At 63.7% G+C, this 5059-nt stretch carries 4 protein-coding genes and 1 pseudogene; all 5 read left to right on the top strand.

All coding sequences use genetic code 11. The features are described 5' to 3' along the window. The first annotated feature begins 111 nt into the window (after nt 1–111). Nucleotides 112–486 carry a hypothetical protein gene (locus GSQ92_RS07520; RefSeq protein WP_159013278.1) on the top strand — a complete coding sequence of 125 codons (375 nt, stop codon included), beginning with the start codon at nt 112–114 and terminating at the stop codon, nt 484–486. Further along, nucleotides 486–3737 carry a MobF family relaxase gene (gene mobF, locus GSQ92_RS07525; RefSeq protein ID WP_254066587.1) on the top strand — a complete coding sequence of 1084 codons (3252 nt, stop codon included), beginning with the start codon at nt 486–488 and terminating at the stop codon, nt 3735–3737. The genes GSQ92_RS07520 and mobF overlap by 1 nt, the downstream gene beginning before the upstream one ends. 39 nt (nt 3738–3776) lie before the next feature. Beyond that, complete coding sequence (locus GSQ92_RS30090; RefSeq protein WP_216856779.1) at nt 3777–3998, top strand: hypothetical protein; 222 nt, start codon at nt 3777–3779, stop codon at nt 3996–3998. A 43-nt stretch (nt 3999–4041) separates the two neighbouring features. Then, a pseudogene (locus GSQ92_RS07530) lies at nt 4042–4836 on the top strand (ISNCY family transposase); the annotation flags it as partial. Continuing rightward, a partial coding sequence (locus GSQ92_RS07535) for a LysR substrate-binding domain-containing protein (RefSeq protein ID WP_254066588.1) occupies nt 4784–5059 on the top strand: 276 nt, incomplete at its 3' end. The pseudogene GSQ92_RS07530 and the gene GSQ92_RS07535, both read left to right, overlap by 53 nt.

Genomic DNA, 5059 nt, shown 5'->3' on the forward strand with positions numbered 1-5059 from the left:
ACCATTGCACCCGTCGTGCACGGCGACACGCATTGACGTCGGTCGCGAGAAACATCTGACGTCGTTCGCACCGATTTCCGGGATGCTCTTCGCGAACACAGGGAGAGCACCATGGCGACCAATGTGACCGAAATTCTCGACCGCATTTCCGACGGTCAGAACGAATTGACGGCCGAGCAGGCGCAAATCGCGAGCACCCTTGCAGCTCAGAGCCAGGTCCTGCGCCTGATCTCCGAACAGCTGGGCATCGTCATCGAGAAGCTCACGCCGGAGCTTGGCGACGGGCCGACGATGCAGGAACTGCTGGCCGAACTGGTGGCGAGAGTCGGCGATAACGGTGCACTCCTTCGACGCATCGATCGCCGCACCGACAGCATAGCCACGAGCCTGTCAGACGACGTGGTCCGCGCTATGAAAGGAGCGGCCGCGGCGAATGGACATGGCGCCGCGGCCGGTCAAAGCGCGGACGGGAGCGCCGCTTCGTGATGACCTTTCGCAAGCTGGCGGCCGAGTCCGCCGGCAAGCTGATCCGCGCCTACTTCACCGAGAACACCCCGCAGCCGGCTCATGACTTCAGGACCGACCCTGGCAGGGTGCTGGACGGCGGCGGTCGGCTCACCTCGTATTACACAAGCCGCGACAGCCGGGCGACGTGGCGGCCAGACATGCCGTCAGAGGTCGCGAAGGCGCTTGGTATTGATCCACGAACCATGCCCAAGGACGCCGATCTCGATCAGCTATTTGAAGCCAAGCGTGCCGATACTGCCGAAGCCTGGACAGACCAGAAGCGCAAGGTCAGCGCCTATGACCTGACGCTGGCACCGCACAAGTCAGTCACTCTGGCGGCAGAGTTCGCGGCGACGGCCGCCGAGAGCGCCATGATCTGGCACGCCATCGATCGTGCGAATGACGCCACCATGCGCTTTGTGGCCCGGGAGGTCGGTTGGGCGCGTAAGGGGAAGGCCGGAGAGGACGGCGCCGACCCGGGGGAAGTCGGGTGGGTAAGCTTTCGTCATCATACCGCCCGCCCCACCCTACCCGTGCAGGATGGTGCGCACGGCGCGACGTACCTGGCGCAATCGCCGATCGGCGGCGACCCGCATGCCCACATCCATAATGCCCTCTTCAACCTGGTCGTCACCGAGGACAGTCGCGTGGGCTCCCTCGATACCCAGCGCCTTCATAGCCGTGTGCACGAGTTCGGCGCCTTCTTCCAGGCACGATTGGCCGATGAACTGCGGCGCCTTGGCGCCCGGATCGGCTACGACAAAAACCAGCAAGCCGTCGTGCTTGAGGCGATCCCGCAGCAGGCCGTCGATCTGTTCAGCAAAGGCCGCCGACAGGTTCTGGGATCGGCAAAGGCGTATGCTCAGTCTCAGGGGCTCGACTGGGACGCGCTATCCATTGAGGGCAAGTTCAAGATCCTCTCCACCGCCGGCCTCGCCTCGCGCTTGAAAAAACACGGCGACAAGAACGACCACGAAATCTGGCGAGAGCAGGCCGCCACGATCGGCTGGCGCCATCAGACTATCCTCAACGAAATTCAGCACAAGGCGCGGCCGGCCGCCGAACGCTTCGATGCCGCCTATCGGTTCGCCGCCCGCCATCTTGCTCAGGAATTCCACACAGCTGCCGTCATCGACCACGACAAGCTTCGGATTTATGCGGCGCGCGGCTTGATCGGCACCGGCATCGCCGGCGGTGTCGCTGACATCGACCAAGTGGTGTCGCTCATCGAGCAGCGAGGCCTGACGCTCAAGGGCGAACACGTCGCGCTCATCCTTGGCATGTCCGGCGACAAGGTCCGCGTCACCAACACCGCCCAGGTCCGGATCGAGGAAAGCCTCGCCGCAGAGGCGGCCCGCGCTGCGGCCGGGAAGATCGGCGCACTATCCCACGCCGCCATCGCGACTGCGATCGCCACCTCGGGTCTGGATTTCACCTCCCAACCGGACCACGGGGCCGCCCAGAAGGCGGCGATCTATGCGCTTGGCCAGGGAGGTGCCCTCTCGCTGCTCACAGGCGTGGCGGGCGCCGGGAAGACCACGCTGCTCAAGCCCTTGGTCGAAGCCTGGAAGGCAGACACGCGCTGCGATGTGGGTGGTCGGGAAGTTGTCGGACTGGCGACGGGCTGGAAGCAGGCAGACGCGCTCAAGGATGCGGGCATTGATCGAAGGCTCGCCATGGACCCGCTCCTGAAGGCGATCGAGAGCGGCGAATTCGCTGCCAGCCGCAACACGGTCCTGGTCATCGACGAAATCAGCCAAGTCGCGCCCCGCGCAATGCTTGCTCTGCTCCAACTGCAGCGCACGACCGGCCTGACCATCAAAGCCTTGGGCGACCGGGAGCAGGCGCAGTCGGTCGAGGCGGGCGATGCCATTGAGATCTTGCGGCGGGTGTTGCCGAAGGAGGCACAGGCCGAGCTGCTCAGCACTGTCCGCCAGAAAGGACGCAACGCATCCGAGACGCGTCGCCTGCGGATGATCGCGGGCCTGTTCCGGGGCACCGAGCCTGACCTCGATTCTCTAGACTTGCTTGCCCGGAAACGACGTGGACGGAGGATCAGCGGGCCGCGCCATGCAAATGCCCAGGCCAGTTTGGAAGCCGAGGAGCGACGAAACCATCATCTTGGCGAAGTGGAGAAAGCCCTTGCCATGAAGCGCCAGAACGGCACTGCGCGCTTCATCGGCGGCGACCAGGATCAGGTCATCAGCCGGATCGCGGATTTCTACATGCAGCGTCGGGACGCCCTCACTGCGGCTGGGGCAAAGGGCGGCATCACGGTCTCGGCGCCGACCAACGCCGATACTGCCGACCTCAGCCGGGCCATCCGTGACCGGATGAAGCTGCGTGGCGAGCTTCGCAGTGACGAGCAGGTCTACGACGCGATCGACCAGCGTGGCGAACACTACGCCATCCCGATCGCCACGGGCGACAAGCTCCGGCTGTTCCGGCGGACCTGGGCCAAAATCGAGGGCAAGGGCGGCTCGATCGGCAATAACGGGGATATCGTCGAGGTGGTCGGCCGCATGGCGAATGGCCTCATGCTGCGCGACAAGGACGGGCGCGTCGGCGAGGTCGAGTGGAAGCGCCTCGAGCACAAGGCGACGGGACGGCTCCTGGTCGGCTTCGGGCATGCCATGACGATCGACGCCGCGCAGGGGATCACCTCCGACGAGCACATCAACGCCCTGCCCCGCGGCACCGCCGGCATGACCGGCTTCACCGCCTACGTGGCGGAGAGTCGGGCGCGCGGAACCACCTGGACGATGATTTCGGACGAGGCGACCTTTGACGCCGTTCGCAATCGCCGTGCCTTGGGCGACCTGACGCCGATCAAGGCAGAGGACATGTGGTCCAAGGTGGCCGAGGACATGGCCGCCAAACCCTACAAGGCGCTCGGCATGGACCTGATGCAGGCGGCTCGTGAGGACCGCGAGTTGGCGGTGCGGTCATTCATGGCGGCTGGACATCGCGTAGAGACGATGGAGCTCCAGGGTCGCAATCTTGGCCGAGAAGCCCGCGACCGAATGCAGGCCGAGGCAGTGCGCAAAAGCATCCCGGCACTCATCGCCTCGCTCGACGGCGCGATCGCGGCGGCCGAGACAACCCTCACCGGACCCTTGCCCGACCGGGAGGCGCATCTCCGTAGCCTCCGGATTGACGCGGAACTGTCCCGGCGCGGAATGGATCACGTGGCAGCCCGACGATCTTCCTCGCCATCGCCGGGTATGTAGGTGCGCCGCATCGAACAACGAGAATCTCGGAGGATGTTCATGGTTGAGGAAGTCGAACTCGACGACATGATCGATATGGTCGACGCTCGTTTTGAGATGTTCGCGCGAATGGGCACCACGCTTGGCGACACTGTTCTCTATCGAACGCGCATTGGCGCCGGGCAGGACTTGTTCCCCTGCAAAGTCATATCGAGTCCCGAGTGCTTCTATGTTCTTTCGGGTCGTCTCGAGGTATTTCTTATAGACGATTCCCCGAAATGAAATTTGGTCCACGCTGGCCGGAGTTTGCTCGTCACCGACGGGACGATGGGCGTATGGCGAGGACGTGCGGGCCGCGCTTGTGGTGGCCTGGGAGGCCTCGGATCGGATTTGCGGTAAGCGGCTTCAGCCCTTGCTGGCGCCCCTGATCGAGGCGACGGAGCGTCACGGCCATGCCGGCATAAGCAGTGGCGCCGGCGAGCAATTGCTCGTCACGAGCCCGGCCACGATCGATCGCGCCTTGAGAGAAACCAGGATCAGCGCCACAGGGCCGCGGCGGCGTAAAGCCTCGACGGCAATCCGGCGCAGCGTTCCGATCCGCACCTTCTCTGACTGGGATAACCCGGCGCCGGGTTTTGTCGAGGCTGATTTGGTATTGCACTCTGGCCCGTTCGCAAAGGGGCCTTTTACGCAGACGCTGGTGCTGACCGATATTGCCTCGGTTGAACGGAGTGCGCCGTTGCTGCTGCGCGAGCAGACGGTTCTGACGACAACGCTGACCGAGCTGAGAAAACTGTTGCCGTTTCCTCTCCTGGGCTTCGACACGGACAACGACAGTGTGTTTATGAACGAGACCGTTAGAGACTATTGCCTTCGCGACGGATTGGAGCTCACGCGCTGCCGACCTTATTGGAGAATGATCAGGCCTTTGTCGAGCAAAAGAATGGCGCCATCGTTCGGAGGATCGTGGGTTTTCGCCGGTTTGAAGGGTTGATCACTACGCCCGCCAAAGCTATACGCATTGACGCGCCTGTTCATCAATTTCTTTCAACCGTCTTTCAAGCTCGGTGGCGAGCCCCGCCTATCTGGAGCGTCGCGGAACGGCGCAAGGGCCCAGCGACATATCGGCCCACGATATTATTGCATTCGAAAGCCCGGACGCGACCAACGAGTGGCGCTTCGGATCGGCCAGCAAACTCGTTCGTGTCGAGCCCAGATTGACCGCGAACAGCGCTGATGCAGCGATCGTGGCCGCGGAAGCGGGTCTCGGCATTTCCAGAACTCCCTCCTACCAAGTGATAGCGAGTGTGCTCGCTGGCCGCCTGGTCCCACTCCTGGTCAGT

The organism is Acidisoma sp. S159 (assembly GCF_009766125.1).
Taxonomy (GTDB): domain Bacteria; phylum Pseudomonadota; class Alphaproteobacteria; order Acetobacterales; family Acetobacteraceae; genus Acidisoma.